This window comes from Pantoea sp. ANP04, assembly GCF_041982285.1.
Lineage (GTDB): Bacteria > Pseudomonadota > Gammaproteobacteria > Enterobacterales > Enterobacteriaceae > Pantoea > Pantoea eucalypti.
Genome location: NZ_JAUTYS010000016.1, coordinates 1 through 16,898 on the forward strand (window position 1 = coordinate 1; position 16,898 = coordinate 16,898).

The 16,898-nt window shown below is 48.5% G+C and carries 15 protein-coding genes; 14 read left to right on the top strand and 1 reads right to left on the bottom strand.

All coding sequences use genetic code 11. The features are described 5' to 3' along the window. Window positions 1-605 precede the first annotated feature (605 nt). On the bottom strand, window positions 606-887 hold the full coding sequence (locus Q7C21_RS18840) for an IS1 family transposase (protein WP_078804315.1): 282 nt from the start codon (window positions 885-887) through the stop codon (window positions 606-608). Window positions 888-1,198: 311 nt separating this feature from the next. Between Q7C21_RS18840 and tssB the strand changes: the two genes are divergently transcribed. The 14 genes from tssB to Q7C21_RS18910 are packed head-to-tail and all read left to right on the top strand — an operon-like array spanning window position 1,199 to window position 16,863. Next, a complete protein-coding gene (tssB, locus tag Q7C21_RS18845; RefSeq protein ID WP_003854105.1) occupies window positions 1,199-1,684 on the top strand; it encodes a type VI secretion system contractile sheath small subunit in 486 nt (161 codons plus the stop codon). Beyond that, window positions 1,681-3,156 (top strand): type VI secretion system contractile sheath large subunit, encoded by a 1,476-nt coding sequence (tssC, locus tag Q7C21_RS18850; protein WP_003854103.1) that lies wholly within the window; start codon window positions 1,681-1,683, stop codon window positions 3,154-3,156. The genes tssB and tssC overlap by 4 nt, the downstream gene beginning before the upstream one ends. A 29-nt stretch (window positions 3,157-3,185) precedes the next feature. Further along, window positions 3,186-3,680, top strand: coding sequence for a type VI secretion system tube protein Hcp (locus Q7C21_RS18855; RefSeq protein ID WP_008924967.1), 495 nt, complete (start codon window positions 3,186-3,188; stop codon window positions 3,678-3,680). A 45-nt stretch (window positions 3,681-3,725) separates the two neighbouring features. After that, window positions 3,726-4,133 (top strand): GPW/gp25 family protein, encoded by a 408-nt coding sequence (locus Q7C21_RS18860; protein WP_003854098.1) that lies wholly within the window; start codon window positions 3,726-3,728, stop codon window positions 4,131-4,133. 14 nt (window positions 4,134-4,147) lie between these two features. Beyond that, window positions 4,148-5,950 (top strand): type VI secretion system baseplate subunit TssF, encoded by a 1,803-nt coding sequence (gene tssF, locus Q7C21_RS18865; protein ID WP_375151028.1) that lies wholly within the window; start codon window positions 4,148-4,150, stop codon window positions 5,948-5,950. Further along, complete coding sequence (gene tssG / locus Q7C21_RS18870; RefSeq protein ID WP_008924969.1) at window positions 5,941-6,876, top strand: type VI secretion system baseplate subunit TssG; 936 nt, start codon at window positions 5,941-5,943, stop codon at window positions 6,874-6,876. Before tssF ends, tssG begins: the two co-directional genes overlap by 10 nt. A gap of 4 nt (window positions 6,877-6,880) precedes the next feature. After that, window positions 6,881-8,869, top strand: a complete 1,989-nt coding sequence (locus Q7C21_RS18875) for a type VI secretion system Vgr family protein (protein ID WP_008924970.1) — start codon at window positions 6,881-6,883, stop codon at window positions 8,867-8,869. An 11-nt stretch (window positions 8,870-8,880) separates the two neighbouring features. Continuing rightward, entirely contained in the window at window positions 8,881-9,393 is a 513-nt protein-coding gene (locus tag Q7C21_RS18880) for a DUF6931 family protein (RefSeq protein WP_008924971.1), read from the top strand. Further along, on the top strand, window positions 9,393-9,692 hold the full coding sequence (locus tag Q7C21_RS18885) for a PAAR domain-containing protein (RefSeq protein ID WP_181162220.1): 300 nt from the start codon (window positions 9,393-9,395) through the stop codon (window positions 9,690-9,692). Before Q7C21_RS18880 ends, Q7C21_RS18885 begins: the two co-directional genes overlap by 1 nt. A gap of 12 nt (window positions 9,693-9,704) precedes the next feature. Further along, window positions 9,705-10,760 carry a type VI secretion system protein TssA gene (tssA, locus tag Q7C21_RS18890; RefSeq protein WP_008924973.1) on the top strand — a complete coding sequence of 352 codons (1,056 nt, stop codon included), beginning with the start codon at window positions 9,705-9,707 and terminating at the stop codon, window positions 10,758-10,760. Further along, window positions 10,757-11,413, top strand: a complete 657-nt coding sequence (locus tag Q7C21_RS18895) for a type VI secretion lipoprotein TssJ (RefSeq protein WP_008924974.1) — start codon at window positions 10,757-10,759, stop codon at window positions 11,411-11,413. The genes tssA and Q7C21_RS18895 overlap by 4 nt, the downstream gene beginning before the upstream one ends. Further along, window positions 11,410-12,801: a type VI secretion system baseplate subunit TssK gene (gene tssK / locus Q7C21_RS18900; protein ID WP_008924975.1), complete on the top strand. Its 1,392-nt coding sequence runs from the start codon at window positions 11,410-11,412 to the stop codon at window positions 12,799-12,801. The genes Q7C21_RS18895 and tssK overlap by 4 nt, the downstream gene beginning before the upstream one ends. Then, a complete protein-coding gene (locus tag Q7C21_RS18905) occupies window positions 12,798-13,424 on the top strand; it encodes a DotU family type IV/VI secretion system protein (RefSeq protein ID WP_008924976.1) in 627 nt (208 codons plus the stop codon). The genes tssK and Q7C21_RS18905 overlap by 4 nt, the downstream gene beginning before the upstream one ends. 1 nt (window position 13,425) lies before the next feature. Beyond that, window positions 13,426-16,863, top strand: a complete 3,438-nt coding sequence (locus tag Q7C21_RS18910) for a type VI secretion system protein (protein WP_008924977.1) — start codon at window positions 13,426-13,428, stop codon at window positions 16,861-16,863. Window positions 16,864-16,898 lie beyond the last annotated feature (35 nt).

The following is a 16,898-nucleotide window of genomic DNA, read 5'->3' on the forward strand; positions in this document are numbered from 1 at the left end:
TGACCTGCTGACCTGCTGACCTGCTGACCTGCTGACCTGCTGACCTGCTGACCTGCTGACCTGCTGACCTGCTGACCATGAATAGTGATGTATTCATAAGTCACTGGAGAAGATCCTTTGAAGAAGTATTTTTCCTGCACACCAATCTTCAGTATTCTCCGCGAGACAGAAGCCGGTGTTTTGGCCCGGGAGCTCTGCCACAGGCTGTATACCGGAAGTCTCATCAGCTGCTAACCGTACTCAGGATTTCGGTCAACACACCATCAATATGTAGCCTGCATAAATTTATAAGGCAGAAGCTATTATAATCAGGGGTTAAAACTATTTTTTAAAATATACGAATATTTTTTAACGTGATTTTGTTCATTTTTATTCAGGAGCTGGCTGTAAAAATAACATATTCTTTTCATGTTGTATGATTTTCAATTCTTTGTTGCTGGTCATTTTTTCTGTGTAATCTGATTATACATGCTCGAAAGCTGTTCTTCAGTGAGTGATGCGCCAACCTTTATTTAACATTAATTTAAAGTTGGTTCATTTTTGATTGTGTCTTTGTTTAAGGTTCCTGAACTTAAAGGTGGTGTCAGGAAAAAAATTTAGTTACATTAGTTTCGCATTAACGAGATGATGAATGAAATTACATAATATGGATCCGGCTGGTAATAATGATTTTTTGGGTGGATGGCTGGTTTTTTATTAGGGCGTTTAAAGGAAGGTAATAAGCAGGTGATTTTTTTAATTATTCCTTTTATTCTTGCTCGCAGTGTGAAATTGCTTCGCTTAATACGATAGGTGAAGGTTTTGACGTTAACATGCTTTTTCAGGGCGAAGTGAGCTATTAAAGTTATCTGTTTAATTTTATCCTCTGGCTTGCGGGCATGATAAATGTCAGAGAACTAATACATGCTGGGACACCCACTGCAGTGGAACCAAATGTCCTCTTCAGGAATCTGATCATGTTAATAAACCAGAGCAAAGTGACAGCGAGGATTATGAACGTCAACACTGAGCGTGGGTAAAATTCAAAAGCGAGGTTAATACGCCGAATTCAACTTATTTGAGATGTCACCAAATTCCATTGTCTTTTCTATGGGGCTGTTTTTAGCTTGCTACCGATTTTGCTGGTGAACTGAGCGGATTTTTTAAATATTAAAAATCTAATTTTCTCTTGAGATCTTAATGTCTGTGAGTTTAATTCATGTCAGAAACCCAAAGTAAACTGGGCAAGGCCCGGCCGCCACGCGTGCATATTACCTATGACGTTGAAGTTGGTGGCGCGGAAACCCAGAAAGAGTTGCCACTGGTTATTGGTGTGATGGGCGAATTTTCGGATGAAAAAAAGCCCCTTCGTGAGCGACGCTTTGTTCAGATTGATAAAGACAATTTTAATGAAGTGATGCAGGGCATGAAGCCTGAAATCGAAATGCTGGTTGATAATGAACTGAATAATGACGATGGAAAGCTGTCGGTCGCACTGCGTTTCAATTCTATTGAGGATTTCGCTCCTGAAAATATAGCTCTACAGGTGGAGCCTCTGAAAAAACTACTTGAGCTGCGGGAGCAACTGAGTGATTTACGCAACCGTACAGCCAGTAATGATCGCCTGAAAGAACAACTGGCGGAACTGCTGGCCAATCAGCCTTCAGAAACGAAAGTTGATAATGTGGGAGAAGAGGCAGAATGAGTGCTGAGGAAATGCAGGCTGCAGTCACAGAGGCGGTCAGTGCCGATTACCTTGATCAGATAATTGACAATACCCAGGCTATCAGGCGTGAGTCTGATCGCAGCAAGCTGAGGTCTCAGCTTGACAGTTTCCTCAGTGAGGTGGCAACAGGCGCTGTTGTTGTAAGTAATGACCTGGTGGGTAGCATTGAGGAGCGCATCACAGTCATTGATGCCCTTCTTTCGGCGCAGATCAGCAAAATCATGCAGGCGCCAGCGTTTCAGAAAATGGAATCTTCGTGGCGGGGTCTGCAGAAGCTGGTTCAGAGCAGCGTTACGGAAAACACGAAAGTCCGGGTGTTGAATTGTACCAAAAAAGAGCTGATCCGCGATTTTAAATCTGCCTCTGATTTTGACCAGTCAGTCCTGTTCAAAAGCGTCTATGAGAGCGAATACGGCACTTTTGGTGGAGAGCCGTACTCCGCATTTGTGGGCGATTTTGAATTCGACGCCATGCCGGAAGATTTATATCTGCTGGAGCAGATTTCTCATGTTGCGGCGGCGGCTCATGCCCCTTTCCTCACGGCAGCGGATGCCGGCATGTTTGGTATGAATAACTTTCAGGAGATGCCGCGTCCCCGGGATCTCGGCAAGCTTTTTGACACGTCAGACTATATCCGCTGGCGTTCTTTCCGACAGAGCGACGACGCCCGCTACGTTGGACTCACACTTCCCCGGGTTATAGGTCGCCTGCCTTATGGTGCCAAAACAACACCAGTAGAGATGTTCAATTTCGAAGAGAAAATCGACGAGAGCCGTGAGGGAGCCAGCTATCTGTGGATCAATGCCGCCTATGAACTGGCCGGCCGAATGATTTCTGCTTTTGAAGATCATGGATGGTGTGCGGCTATTCGCGGTGTTGAAGGTGGTGGTCTGGTGAAGTCGATGCCGGTGTATAACTACATTTCGCATACCGGCGAGAAGGTATTGCAGTGTCCAACGGAAGTGGCTATCTCCGACCGCCGTGAAAAAGAGTTAGCAGACCTCGGGTTCATTCCTCTGGTGTACTGCAAAGGAACGGATTATGCCGCCTTTTTCGCTGTGCAGTCGGCAAATAAACCGCGGAAATATGACTCCAACCTTGCAAACGCGAATGCGCGGTTATCAAACCAGCTGCAGTACATTATGACCACATCAAGGTTTGCTCATTACCTTAAATCGATTGTGCGGGATAAAGTCGGCAGTTTTATGTCCAGAACAGAATGTCAGAACTTCCTGCAAAACTGGATTAATCAATATGTGGTGGGCTCTGACAATGTCGGCCTGCATATTAAGGCCAGCCATCCGCTGCGCGAAGCCCGGATTGAGGTAGTGGATGTCCCGGGATGTCCCGGAAGCTATCGTGCCGTGGCCTATCTGAGGCCTCACTTCCAGCTTGAGGGACTGACGATGTCGCTTCGGCTTGTGGCTGAATTACCTGCATCGGCAGGCTGATAAAAAACGTATTATAACCAGGAGAAGATATGTCCAGTGCAAGTAATCTATTTATGCAAATCGACGGTGTAAAAGGAATTGTAACTGATAAACAGTATAAACAGTGGATTGCTATCGGTCATGCATCAATGGGCGTGCATAGCCAGGCCAGTATTGATAATGGCAGTGGGCAACTGAATAGCAGCGGCGTGCATTTTGAAGATATTTCTATTGCGAAGGCGCTGGATGCCACATCAACCCAACTGGTTGATATGGTTGCGCAGGGAACCAACGTTAAAAAAGTGATTATTGCGCTGAACGTCAAAACTGACAATAAAGATAATGAAATTTGCCGCTGGGAATTTGAGAATTGCATTTTTACCAGCCATAACATCAGCCTGCATAATTCAAACGGTATACCTGATGAGCAGCTTGCCATGGTATTTGGCTCGGTTAAGTTCCAGACCAGTATGATTACGTCTGAAGGTTCAACCAGTAAACAGGGTCCTGTTGGCTGGAATCAAGTCACTAATACCAAACTTTAAGTTAAGCGGCAGCGCGCTTTATAGCGTGCTGCTTATGGGAACATTATGCTTTTACAGCTGCTGTCTGATGATAATCCTGTCGCCCAGGATGAAATCCCGGAAATTATTTCGGATGACGGGGTGCTCGCAGCGGAGCTATTGATGCTGCTCTCATCCAGGCCTCGGCACTACCACGTTTCAGACATGCCTGAAATATGTCAGTCGGTCATTAACTACGGTATCAGCGATGTGTTTCCGGGAGGGATATCCAGAAGTGATAGAAATATTATTCTTGAATCCCGCATTTTACGTGCGCTTCAGCTTTTCGAACCGCGTTTAAAAGACGTCATGGTGTCCGCCGGAAACGAAAGTTATGGATGCAGTTCCTTTATTATTGAGGCTGAAAAAAATAATGCTCCCATCCGTTTTTATCTGGAATGGGATGACGTCCTCAGCCATTTCTCATTACGTTAACAGTGGTTTCTGACATGCTGTCAAAGAAGTTGCTTTCTTATTATCAGAATGAGTTGAGCTATCTCAGAAAATACGGAAAACGGTTTTCCCGTCATTTTCCGAAGGTTGCCCGACGTCTTGGCATGTCAGATGGACTGTCCGAGGATCCGCACGTTGAGCGGATCATCGAGTCTTTTGCACTTGTTACTGCGCAAATTCAGCAGCGTCTGGATGAGGATATGCCTGAAGTAACCGAAGCTCTGCTGACCGTTCTGGCTCCTCAGTTTCTCCGGCCGTACCCGTCGGTATGTATTGTACAGATGCAGCCTGACAAAAGAATCAGCGGACTGACCACTGGCTGTGAGGTTGAGGCCGGGACAATGCTCTATACCCGACAATCAGAGGAGCATGTCTGCCATTTCAGGACGCTTTACCCGGTCATTATGGAGCCCATGACGCTTGAGGAAACAAGTCTCAGGTTTGATAACAGCACTCTGCGCTGGCAACTGGAATTACGGCTTCAGGTCTGGCCGGGAGCAATCCTGAATTCACCCTCACTGCGCTTTTATCTTAATGGCAGCAGTATGGCAGTGAATATACTTTACACACTGATAAATGATGAGATTGAAGCCTTTTCACTGGTTTGCGGAGAAAAGCATTATTTACTTTCTGAATCTGATATTCAGGTCGTGGGATTTAACCGTGCAGAGAGTATTCTCGAATGCGATCCCCGTATATCACCGGTCTATGCTCTGCTTCAGGATTATTTTTATTTCCCTCAGAAGTTCCATTTTATTGATTTCAGCCTGCCCGCAGGACTCACTGTGACATCGAATGAGGTCATGTTGTTCAGGCTGCGTTTTCGCCAGTGCGCGATGGTTGCAATGCTGGATAAAATTGCTTGCTCGGTTGACCGACATTTTTTCCGGCTGCACTGTACGCCGGCAGTAAACCTTTTTCCAATGCGCGCTGAACCTCTGGTTCCGCACGATGATACTGCGGAATATCCTGTGAGACCCGATATCCGTCATGGTGATGCTATAGGAATATGGTCAGTGAACAGCGTTTGTGCCACGCACAAAACGGGTAATGAAATCAGCACAAGGGATATCGCGCCGCTGTTTGGTCTGTCGCATTCCGTTACAGGGGGAGAGCAGGGGACATACTGGCAGTGTATGCAGCGTGAAACCGTTGATGAAAGTGGCCCTGCAAACCGCCTGTTTATTGCTTTTTCCGACCGCGGTGAAAAGCCTCTGACGCCGAAGAATGACTTGATTAATATAGAACTGACCTGCTATGACCGGGATATACCCTCCAGCATACGCAATGGTAATCCTGAAGGGGATTTCGAGTCGGATCTGGCAGTAGCGGGAGTGACCATTACGGCACTCACGCGGCCCACGCGAACCGTCTCTCAGCCGGTAAAACAGGCTTCACGCTGGCGGCTCATCTCGCATTTATCCCTCAATCATATGCTCATCAGCGGCGATAACGGGGTTCAGGTCCTTAAAGAAACATTTGCGCTATATAACATTAATGATAATCCCGCTATTCAGCAGCTGATCGGATTAATCAGACATGTCGTTGTAACACCTGTGACCGCTCGTCTGGTGAGCAACGATCCCCTGTCAATGGCGCGTGGGGTTGAGATCTGTGTGACTTTCCAAAGTTCCGCCGCAGAAGAACCTGAGTATTTTCTATTCTGTCGTTTTATTGAGCACTTTCTTTCGCTTTATGCACCAGTAAACAGCTTTTCACAGGTCGTAACCTGCATCGAATTTCATCAGGAAAGCCGGCGAGTGTGGCCTGTGCGGAGCGGGAGGCTGTCGTGGATTTAAGTACGATTTTCAGCCGATATAACTTTTTCCAGCAGGTTCGCCTGATGTTGCGGCGCCTGAAGGAACGACCTGAGAGTAACGGAACAAAATCGCTGACCAGTGATATCAGTTTTGTATCGCCTCTTTCACTTGACGCTCCAGCAGGCGAAGTGGGTCAAATTATCAGAACGGAAGAGGGAGTATGGCAGGTTGAGGTTCTGATGTATGGAATGACGGGTGCTCTGGGAGCACTACCCACGACGTATACAGAATGGATGCTGGAGCGCTATTACCGATACGGTGATAAAACGGCGAAAGCATTTATTGATATCTTTAATAACAGATTGCATGCCCTGCGTTATCTGGCCTGGCTTAAATATCACTATTACGCCTCGTATGAGTTGAACAGTCAACGCCCTCTCAGCGAGGCGTTGCTGGGGCTGGCTGGCGTCATGCAGTCTGCTCCTGCGCTTCAGAATGAAGCCTTCGCAGGTCTTTTTATGCACCCTGTGCGGTCAGCCCTGAACCTTGAAACATGGCTGGAAAACCTTTTTTCCGTTCCCGCCCGAGTGCGTTCTTTCACCGGAGGATGGCTGAAGGTTCCTTCTGAGCAGTGTTGTCATCTTGGTCATGTCAGGCTGACTCTGGGACAGGCCCCTATGCTGGGTCAGATGCGCAGAGACAGGGCTTCCGGCTTTACAGTGGAATTGGGCCCGTTGCCATTAAGTCATGCGCCACAGTATCTGCCTGGCGGAAAATTCTATGCCGACCTGTTAAAACGCATTCGCGAATATGTTGGTCCCGGACTGGCATTCTCGGTCGAAATAATTACAAAACATGATCGCCACGGCGTCCCGGGGGGATGTCTCGGTGTGGATCTTTGTCTCGGGCAGCCCGGACCAGGTTTTCATCGTGTTTATTTACCCGTGTGCCGTGAACAGGAATAAATAAATGTTATCAGGTCAGGAAAATCGCTTTATCCGTTTTGTCGGACAGTCTGCATCGTCTCTGGTTCTGTTGTCCCTGGAAGGTAAAGAACAGTTGTCTGCGCCGTACGACTTCACAATCCGCTTTCGTTCAACACTGACATCGTCAGAAACGGCGAGTTTGCTGGGTGAGGAACTTGCCTGCCATGTTGGTTCAGGACAGCGCTCGCGTTATGTGCAGGGGGTCGTAACAGAAATGGAAGAAGAAAGCGATGACAGGGGGATCTGTACCTGGCACGCACGGTTACAGCCTCGCCTGGCTCTGCTGAAAATGGGCCGTAATCTGTCCGTATATCAGAATATAACGGTACCCGACCTGGTGTGTCGTTTGTTACGCGGGAATAACATCACCGATATTGACCTGCGGTTACATGGCAGTTATGCACCGCATGAATACTGTATTCAATACCGTGAATCGGACTTTGATTTTATCAGCCGACTTCTTGAGCAGGAAGGAATTTACTATTTCTTCTGCCAGACCAAAGATCGACATACGCTTGTCCTGGCCGATCATCCATCCGGTCACTACCGTGCAATAACACCTGAGCTGGCCTATCAGCCTGAAGCGGGAAAGGGTGAGGATGGCGGCATTTCGAGCTGGTCATCCCGTGTAAGTCTGGCAGTGTCTTCTGTTCATTATAAAGCGTTCAGTTTCGAACAGGCGGCTACCGCAGAGGGCGAATGTCTGTGTAATAACCTGGAATACAGTGCTCAGGGGATCAGTTTCGTTGATGCGTATGACCTGAGTGACCGGGAGACGCTGCAAAGCGCTGCACGGCTGAAAATGGAGCAGCTTGAAGCGCAGACCCGCTATGCGCATGCCCGCATTCAGGCATGGTGGCTAAGTTGCGGCGAGACGTTCTGTCTCACGTCGCTGCCTGATCAGGCAGGCGAATATATTATGCATTCCCTGACATTTCAGGCTGTCAGCAACCTGGATGATGGTTTACCCGATTTTAAGTGTAACGCGTCAGTTTTTGATACCGCCAGAGTGTGGCGGCCTGAGTGTGTCACGCCCGTACCTGACATACCCGGAGTACTTACGGCGACTGTGGTCGGTCCTGCCTCTGAAGATGTGCATACGGATGAGTACGGCCGCATAAAAATACAGTTCCCCTGGGACAGCGAAAATAAGAATGATGACAGCAGTTCCTGCTGGGTCAGGGTATCTCAGCCCTGGAGCGGCGCGCGCTTCGGTGCCATGTTCATCCCCCGCATCGGCAGTGAGGTGGTGGTTAGTTTCCTGCTCGGCAATCCTGACAATCCGCTTGTTACCGGCACCGTCTCCAACGGCAGGAACCTTCCTTTGCTTAACCTGCCCGGTGAGAAAGAACAGGCGGGATTTGTATCAAGAAGTTCTCTCAATGGTTCAGTGGAAGAGGGGCATCAGCTCCGTTTTGACGACAAAAAAGGAGAAGAAAAGCTAACTCTCGTCGCCCAAAAAGATATGGATGTGGTGGTCAAAAATAATCTGACGACGGCCGTTACTTCTGCGGTTAAAGAGACCATCGGCTCTGATCGCTCCACGGAAATCACCAAAGGAAACGATGCGCTCATTCTGCATCAGGGAAATTGTAACCTGACCCTGGAACAGGGAGATTTTAACACCCTCCTTCAACAGGGAAACATGGCGCTGGGTCTGCAGCAGGGGAATTACAGCCTGAAAATTAATGGTCACCTGCAGCAAAATCTGAAAGACGGAAGCCATTCACTCAGCATATCCGGGGGAGGCAGCACAATAAAGGCAGATAAGCGCTGTGTTATCGAGTCAACCCAGGCGGTTGAGCTGAAAGTGGGCAGCAGCAAAATCTCCATTACCCCGGCCGGAATAACGCTGAGCGGCACCACCATCAAAATTGAAGGGACAGCCACGGCAGAACTGGGTGGTGCAATGGTCACGATCAAAGGAAGCGGCATGACCCAGGTCAAAGGTGGCGTGGTCATGATTGGCTGAGGATGACAAAAATGACTGTGTCTAAGATTTTATCCCCGGAAGGGGTTGCGAAGATTCGGGATTCGGCGTCCTGGCATGAAAACATGCATAGCCTGCTGACCGCTTTGCACTGGGAAGACGCGCTTGGGTACTGGGTAAACGCGTGTACGGCTGAGAAATTAATTGCCTGGCTGCTACCGCATTCAGTCAGCACGCTGCCGCCGGGTGAATCCACCCATGCATTTGAAGCCGATATCAGTAACTGGCTTAAAACCTACGAGGATAACTACCGCTGGCGTATTTTTCATCAGGCTGAATCGCTGGGTTTTTCCACACCTGCAGGTGCTCTTGGCTTGGCGATTTTCTGGACGGGAAGCCTGACGCAGCCGGAATATGAAGCTGTATATGCTGACGAACATCTTACGCCCCTGATGCTCTGTACCGTGTTGCGACTCCTGAGCATCAGGCTTGCCGGACCCGATACGCCGGATTTTGGAGCACGGCAACTCTATTCTCTTTGGCTTCCGGTGCAGGAGAACGAATGATGGGACAGCCAGCAGCACGAGTCGGCGATATGCATATCTGCCCGATGGTCACTCCGGGAGTGCCGCCAATTCCTCATGTGGGAGGGGCGGTATCAACGCCCGGTACACCCACGGTGCTGATAGGCGGCGTGCCTGCAGCGACAGTGGGATCGCTTGCCATCTGTGTGGGGCCACCAGACAGTTTAGTGGCGGGAAGTACCTGCGTATTCATTGGTGGTAAGCCAGCGGCGCGTATGGGGGACATCTGTGCCCATGGTGGAACGGTTGTCGCAGGTTGCGTCACAGTGCTGATTTCATGAAAGGGCATAGGGATGAAAATTGATTTAGACGAGCTTCTCTTGCCCCTGCCCGGAGGGCAGCCAGCGGGCAGATGCATGGAATATGAATCTGTATATGAAGAGATCCGTCAGGCGCGTGAGAGCGATCCGGACTTTCTGCCACAGGACGAATGGCGGACACCCCTGCGTAAAGCCGACTGGCCAAAAGTAATACGTCTTAGCGCATCAATACTGCGTGAAACCAGTAAAGACTTGCAGGTCGCCTGTTGGCTGGTTGAAGGGACCAGCCAGCAATACGGGATTGTCGGTATCAGGGAAGGCCTTGCTTTTCTGCATCGTTTTGTTGCCCGTTACTGGGACAGTGGCTGGCCCAGGAAAGACGATGACGATGGCCTGTTGATTAGTCATGCCATCGTCAGCCGGCTTGATCGGCAACTGTCTGATCTGATTATTCAGCTTCCTTTGCTCAGTCAGCCTGAAAGCACGCTCGAATACTGGCGGAAGGTACTGGCTTATGAACATCAGGCGTCAATGGCTCCGGGTGAACGCGGCAGCGAGGATTTTTCAGCCGAAACGTTTCACCTTTGGGCCTCCCGGCAGTCAGCGGAAAAGTTAGCACGACTGTCTGATGAATTGTTACTGCTGTCAGTATGTCTTGCAGATTTTGAAGCCACATATCAGACGCTGAATCCGCAAAAAGAAGGACCAGCACTAGGGCAGACAGCTCAGGGAATTAATGACCTGCAGGCATTTTCACAACGACTGGCCGGGTTAGTGACACCAACCAGCGAAGATGTCATGTCGCTTAATGTTCTCGCACGGAATGACGAACAGCCTGTGTTAAAAACCAATGAGCTGGCTTCAGGATCAGGCAATCAGCAAATGTCTCGCGATCTGGCGATCACCCAGATGTTAACGATTGCTCATTTTTTTCGTCAGTCTGAGCCCTCGAGTCCGGTTCCATTTTTAATGGAGCGAGCTGCCCGCTGGGCTGACATGACGCTGACGGAATGGCTGGAAGAGATGCTGAGTGATAACAACACTCTTCAGGATATTAATAACGTGCTAACGGGGCCAGGGAAGGAATGATTATAAAAGGGAAAAATCTGTGCTGTTTCAGCCTGATATGGATGTTGTCAGGTTGTGCGGGACATCAGAGCAGTTTGCAAAATTCAGCGAAACCAGATCTGTCAGCGCCGTTTTCAGCTGGAGCCATTAGCGTAACGCTAAATGCCAGGCCTGACCTGAATCTGGTCAACGGCATGGCCAACAGTTGCACTATTTTAGTGCTTCAGGCTGCAAAAGCCGAAACGCTTGAACAGATACTCATCAATCCTGTGAAAGTAAAGAGCCTGTTTGCGGGGGCAGGAGTCGGGACGGATGCGGCAAACGGCCACGCAGTTTTACAGATTGATCGTTACACCATGATGCCGGGACAGACAACCACGTTGCATGTCGACAGGGCAATGCACACGCGATACATGGCGCTGATTGCAGGGTACTACCCATTCCCGGGTAAACAGCACCAGATCCAGGAAGATATTCCTGTAAGGAAATACAAGACAGGATGGCTGAATCCCGTCTGGCATCGCGAACTTTCACCATTATCTCTGGCAATCACGCTGGGAAGTGAGGGAATTATCAGCACACAGAAAAACGTTCAGCAAAGCCAGGCTCCGGATGTCAGCCTGCCTGACATTGATCTGACTGAGACAAAAAATAGCGGAGCAGATAAACAATGAACGCTGAAGAACAACAGATCTATTGGCATTCTGGACTTTATCTGCAACCTCAACATTTACAGTCGCTCGATCTCCATTATGCATGGTTGCATGCCCGTCATCGGCAGCAGGCGCAACCTTATAACTACGGGATTAGTGAGATGTCTGTGAACAGGGCTGCTCTGAACGATTATGTCATGAGTGTTGATAGCATTAGTTTCTTTCTTCCGGGTGGAGATTATCTGACGTACCCCGGAAACTGTCGTATTCAAAAAAGAAACTTTCGTGATGCCTGGAAACTTCGCGATCATCCTTTAACGTTATGGCTGGCATTACCGCGGTTTGACGCTGCCCACTGTAATGTGACGTTGCCAGAAAAGGAAAACAGCCATGTGGTAACTCGCTGGCTGAGTATGGCAAACGCTCCTCTGATGAAAGACGTGCATGGTAGCGGTCCTGAAACTGAAGTAAACCGTATCTTATATAATGTTTTGTTGCTGACGAGCGAGGAAAAAGAGGCCGCAACCAACTGTGAATGCATCCCATTGGTAAGGTTGTGTCATGAGGGTGAGCAAGTGGTCTTTGATTCAATGTTTTCACCTCCTGCCGTTACGCTCTGTGGCAGCCCCTCACTGCATAAGCTCATTGAGAGCCTTGTGTTCGAAATCGGAGCCAGAACCCGGAAACTCGAAGAATATAAGCGTCCGGAACAGCTGGTCAGCCGTCAGGAACGGAGCGATCAGCTAATTCAACTGATGACTATGCGCTCTCTTAATCGCGCATTACCCGTGCTGAAAAATTACATGGCGGCTGCTCAGGTACATCCCTGGAGTATTTATAATTTACTGAGTCAGCTTGTCGGCGAACTTTCCTCATTCAGTGATTGTTGTAATTGTCTGGGAGAATGGAAAGGGGAGGAAAATATCGCCCTGTATTATGATCATGAAAAACTATTTGACTCATTTTATCGTCTGAGAACGACGTTAACTATGCTTATGAACAGCCTGGTGCTTGAAGACAGCACGTATATAAAGCTGAAAAATGAGAATGGCATATTTTGTGGAGAGATAACGAAAAATCAGGAACTGAAGAAAGGCGATGTTTTATTGTTATTACGTACTTCGGAAAAAATCCTGAGCCAAAGTGGTCAGTTCAGTGCGGCAGGCTTTAAGCTTGCCTCGGGTAATACGATTGACGGATTGATTCGACATGCTTTGCCAGGGGTAGCGCTCACCGCCTGCGAAAATCCACCTCGGGGAGTGCCTGTTCGCAACGATTATTATTATTTTCACATACACCACAATTCTGACCAGTGGCGTTCTGTAGCTGAAAATGGGGAGGTTGCGTTTTATTTTCCTGAAATGCCGGATGACCTGGAAGTGCAGCTGGTTTTTACGGGGGCAGAATGAATTCTCTGTTAAATCATTATCTACCTGTGTTCAGTATGGGAATAAAGTTCAGTCTGACGCCCGAGGATTATCCTGACTGTAATCATTTCAGAAATGAGTGCATTACATTGCTGGATAAGGCTATGCTGAACTCAGAATTATTATACAGCCTGCAGGACTGTGAGGATTCACATTTTGCGGTGATTGTATGGCTTGATGAAATGGTATTAAAAACGTCACCGGACTGGGTAAATGAATGGCGCACCAGCATGCTGCAAAGTCAAAGGTTCCGGACGGCGATCGGGGGCGAGGAATTTTACACCCGTCTTGATAGAATTGATTTAGTGAATAAGGACCTGAGGCAGGTTTACCTTTTTTGTTTGCTCATGGGTTTCCAGGGGAAGTATGCTCATAAGAGGAGCGATGAATTACAGTTGCGTATCAGTGATGAAAGGAAATGTCTTCCAGATGAATGGCAGTCCTGGCCCGGTGTTGCGAGAATTATAGCAACGGACGTCGAATTAAATTCGCGCCAGTCTTTTCAGAGGTTGCGTTTTTTTCATAACAAAACATCATTGTTTTTATTTGGTGCTATTTTTTATCTGACAACTCTTTCAGGACTGCATCTGTTAATCCGGAACTAATATGTTAAAAAAGATAATTCCCGTTATAATCTGGGCGGTTTTGCTGTGCATTCTTTTCATCTTTTGCCTTTTCCTGTCAGTATGGATGGAAATATCTCTTGTTTACGCCATTGTTTTATGGTTTTTTTTTATTTTTTCTGTTTGTCTGGTTAGTCTGCTTCGGAAATCGTTATCCGCCTTGCAAAAACAGGATTATTTTCAGAAGCTTTTTTCCCGCCATGTATTTTCCCGTACAGAACGGATCCTGTATACACACTGGAGATCGGGCGTACGTAGATTAAAAAAAGCCAAAAGAATAAATAAGGTCTATCCCTGGTTTTTTATTACCGCAGCAGGCAACAGTCATTCAACCCTGCTGTCGGGGTCAGAGATGATGCCAGCTTCGGGATGTCGGGAAAATCGGGAGATCACGCCAGCCCGAACCCTGCGGTGGTGGTTTTTCCAGCCACTGTCATTTCTGGAACTGCCCGGACTATTTTCTGAGTCCGGATGTGTGAAAAAAGTCTGGAAACGAACTGCGAGCTGGTTTCATGCGGCTCCGCCGCCGGCCGGCGTTGTCGTCTGCATTTCTGTTACCGAATTGCTGAATCTTCGCGATGAGCCGCCTGTCATCAGGGGGAGGCGTATACGTGCTTGCCTGGAGCCGTTGCTGAATAAAACCAGAAGACGTTTGCCGGTTTATGTCCTGGTGACAGAGTGTGAAAATATCCCGGGATTCAGCCGCTGGATAAGTGCGCTATCATCAGAACAACAGCACCAGCCTCTGGGATATTTCTGGCTCACGCCTCCCGCGATTGATAGCCGTGATCCCTCATTCCTCAGTCCCCTTTTCGATGCCATGAGAGAGGGGCTAAATAACGTGCGTATCAGCATGTTTTCCGGAGCAAAGCCTGATGCTGATACACTTTTTCTGCTGGACATGCCTGAGCAGATGCAGTCGCTTCAGCCTGTATTGCATCAATATATTGCGTCCATCTGTGGGGATGATGTCAGTTCAGACTCTACGGTCCCGGCATTAGGCGGGATCTGGTTTACGGCAACAGAACCTGTTAGCAACACATCAAATGAGAGAAAGAGTTATTTTACAGGAGAGTTGTTTTCCAGAACGCTGCCATTTATCAGTAGCAACAGCAAAATATTATACACATGCCCTGTCCGCGGCTTTTTGAGCCGCTGGGGAACGCTTTTTATCGCGAGCATAGTTACATTTCTGCTGTTGATTAGCGCGACAATGACCTTTCATGTTGTTGATACCGATAAAAGCAGTGATGTAATTAGCTCTCTTTCTCAGCTGGAATCGATTGATGCTGCTCTTCAGCATCCGGTCCGCTATTTACCTTTCATAAGTGTGCTTTATTCCCGCCAGGCCGAGATTGAGGATAGAATATTATCCTATTCGGTGATTCATTATCAGGATGATCGCGAGGTTATCAGCCGTTACCACCAGGATTTCAAACTGGCCGTTCCGGAAAAACAACGTGAACTCATCCTGGAACTTGCTCGTGCTGTTGTGGCAAAAGAAAGCCTTCTGAACGGCAACGCACTGGCTTCGTCATCAGGAAAGTCACCGATATCTCCTGCCCTGACAATGATGACTAGCGATATTTCCCTGACTCCACGCCAGAGTTTGCTGCTCCAGCGTGCACTTTTGTTGCGTAATGGAGGAGAACAACAGATATCCCGTTTAAGACGTTTACTGGGTGAACTTGTCAGTGACGATCCACAGTGGCGATGGCTGCTGGCATCAACTCAGCAGATTTCGCCTGTACGTTCGGGAAGCTTTTTTCCAGGAAGTGGTGACAAAGTTAGCATTGATGGCATCTGGACAGCGGAGGGGACGCAACAAATTTACCGCTGGCTGAAAGAGATTCACTACGCAGCAGGTAAAAAAATAGACTTACCCGCCTTGGCACGGTTTGAACAACGCCTGCCTGCACTACGTCAGTCGGCCTGGATTAAGTTTATTATACAGCTGAACAGACTGCCTGTTTCGGATCTGAGTGAGCAACAGTGGTCTGATATCTTGCTCAATATTGCCCAGGGAAACAGTCCTGCAACAGGCCTTGCGCGTATGGTAAATCAGCAGCTTGCAGACATCAGTCATGCTGACGCTTCGCCCTGGCTGTTACAGCTGCGAAAGCTGGTTGAATTGCAGACGAACAGTGTTTCAGGAACGCTGGTTCGACAGTTCAGTCAGCGCAAGCAGGAGCTGGATTTTGTCTTCGGGGAGTGGCTTAAAAAGGGCAAGGGCGCTCAGGTTATTACTGACGCGGGCTTACAGGCACAGTCGTGGACGGATTGGCAGAGCAGTTTACATTCTGCCGTATCAGATGCACTTAATTCGCCATCAGATACTCCCTTGCTGACGTCAGGTCTGTTTGCCCCTGTTCAGGGAAACGAAAACAATCCACTTCCTGCACTGAGTAAGCGTTTCACTGCATTGCGTAAAAACCTCATCTCTGTGACGCCAGATGCCGGTGTTGACGCGGTCTGGACACTGTATGGGCAGGATAAAAAATTGATAATCGCTCATGCCATGCAACAGAGTGGATGCTGGTTACAGCATCAATGGCAAAGCACGGTGCTATGGCCACTGGAGCAGAACGCCAGGCGAATAGACTATCCGGCACAACAGGCTCTCGCACACCAATATATTTCCTCCTTTATGCGTGATTCAGCAAAACATGTTCTCGCTATCGGTAAGAACGGTGCTGAAGCAGGCAAATTTGAAGGCCAGCATATAAAGCTGAGCCAATCGTTTATCTCCCTGATAAACGCGGAACTCAATCCCGATGATTTGCTGCCCATGCCTGAGCGGGATAAAACCCGTAAGGATGACAAATTAGCCCTGCTCAGAGCCCAGCAGAAAAGTCTCGAAGATAAGCAGAAACAGCTGGAGAGCACGCCCAGAGAACTGAGCCTGCATAGCCTGCCAGCCACAGTACCTGGTGGTGCCGGGCTAATGCCTGTCGGCACAAAACTTACTCTTTTTTGTGACGATCAACGCTGGGTACTGAAGAGTATGAACTTCGATGAACAGGCGCTTTTCAGATGGCGGCCGGGTCATTGCGGCCGGGTGGCACAGCTTATTCAGTTTCCCGGCTTCAGCCTTGAATATAACTACACAGGAGAGAGTGCCTGGCCAGATTTCCTCAACGATATAGCAGAAGGGCAGCACACTTATCAGGCGGAGGATTTTTCCGACCAGGCTGCATTATTGCGTGCGCAGGGTATTAAACAAATTATGGTTCGCTATCAGCCAGCCAGCCAGGCTGATGTTCAGGAGACCTGGCGGCAATGGCAGGCGCTTGAACACGCACTTGATGAGAATAATAGCGCGCAGCAAGCGTCTCTCATTCAATCCGGCGATGGACGCTTTTCTGAACCGCAGAAACACCTGCTTTCCCGCCTTCCTGCAAAAATTGCAAGTTGCCCCTGACCAGCTGTCGGATGAACTGTTCATTTAGTATAAAA

Bases quoted from the DNA above. Each gene is read 5' to 3' on its own strand.
- tssA (WP_008924973.1), top strand. From the start codon at position 9,705: ATGAAAATTGATTTAGACGAGCTTCTCTTGCCCCTGCCCGGAGGGCAG.
- Q7C21_RS18875 (WP_008924970.1), top strand. From the start codon at position 6,881: ATGTTATCAGGTCAGGAAAATCGCTTTATCCGTTTTGTCGGACAGTCT.
- Q7C21_RS18910 (WP_008924977.1), top strand. From the start codon at position 13,426: ATGTTAAAAAAGATAATTCCCGTTATAATCTGGGCGGTTTTGCTGTGC.
- Q7C21_RS18895 (WP_008924974.1), top strand. From the start codon at position 10,757: ATGATTATAAAAGGGAAAAATCTGTGCTGTTTCAGCCTGATATGGATG.
- tssB (WP_003854105.1), top strand. From the start codon at position 1,199: ATGTCAGAAACCCAAAGTAAACTGGGCAAGGCCCGGCCGCCACGCGTG.
- Q7C21_RS18905 (WP_008924976.1), top strand. From the start codon at position 12,798: ATGAATTCTCTGTTAAATCATTATCTACCTGTGTTCAGTATGGGAATA.
- Q7C21_RS18885 (WP_181162220.1), top strand. From the start codon at position 9,393: ATGGGACAGCCAGCAGCACGAGTCGGCGATATGCATATCTGCCCGATG.
- Q7C21_RS18860 (WP_003854098.1), top strand. From the start codon at position 3,726: ATGCTTTTACAGCTGCTGTCTGATGATAATCCTGTCGCCCAGGATGAA.
- tssK (WP_008924975.1), top strand. From the start codon at position 11,410: ATGAACGCTGAAGAACAACAGATCTATTGGCATTCTGGACTTTATCTG.
- tssC (WP_003854103.1), top strand. From the start codon at position 1,681: ATGAGTGCTGAGGAAATGCAGGCTGCAGTCACAGAGGCGGTCAGTGCC.
- Q7C21_RS18880 (WP_008924971.1), top strand. From the start codon at position 8,881: ATGACTGTGTCTAAGATTTTATCCCCGGAAGGGGTTGCGAAGATTCGG.
- Q7C21_RS18855 (WP_008924967.1), top strand. From the start codon at position 3,186: ATGTCCAGTGCAAGTAATCTATTTATGCAAATCGACGGTGTAAAAGGA.
- tssF (WP_375151028.1), top strand. From the start codon at position 4,148: ATGCTGTCAAAGAAGTTGCTTTCTTATTATCAGAATGAGTTGAGCTAT.